This window comes from Bartonella sp. CL25QHWL (assembly GCF_042195335.1).
Classification (GTDB): Bacteria; Pseudomonadota; Alphaproteobacteria; order Rhizobiales; family Rhizobiaceae; genus Bartonella.
In genome coordinates this window covers 1-630 of sequence record NZ_JBHIOE010000100.1, presented here as the reverse complement: position 1 = coordinate 630, position 630 = coordinate 1, and the positions used below count along the sequence as shown (strand labels likewise).

Genomic DNA, 630 nt, shown 5'->3' with positions numbered 1-630 from the left:
AATGGCCTATGCGGCCGCACGGCACCCCGCACAACCATCTGGAAACCCTCCACACTCAAAACTAGTGAAAAATCAGCCCGAAACTTCAGCATAGACATCCTAGCACTCTTAAAACTTGCGAAAACGAAGCCGAAAATACCCACAAGTGATAGAATCATGGACTATGAAACACCTACTATCTAGGAAAAATAGAAGAGACATAAAAATAGAGGTGCAACATGGTGAAATAAAATACGGGAAACGGCTAAATCAACACAACACCAACAATACAAAAGTGACAAACAAAACCCACAAACACAAGAAAAATACGAAAAATCACACACAACAACTATAAGAAATACGGAAAAGTAAATGCAAAGAATTTAAAGACTTGGGTTGCCTCCCAAGAAGCGCTTGTTTAACGTCACTAAGCTTGACGTACCTGACCTTACCTCATGGTGGCTCATGTAAATGAAGAATTTCATTCTTTGCAACCTGCACACATGATGGACAAAAATGTTTCATGCTCAAGGAAAATTGTTGAAACATGTTACCAACTGAAGGAATAGAGTGCTCTTCTTTGGTGTGCATGTTCCCCATGGCTTGAGGTTGCTTCTTATGGCGGCGCCTTGTTCTTTTGATGCGACGGAA

The 630-nt window shown here is 41.1% G+C and carries 1 protein-coding gene; it reads right to left on the bottom strand.

All coding sequences use genetic code 11. The features are described 5' to 3' along the window. Positions 1-432 precede the first annotated feature (432 nt). The coding region (locus ACFILY_RS09665; RefSeq protein WP_375673388.1) for a hypothetical protein at positions 433-630 on the bottom strand (198 nt) is incomplete at its 5' end.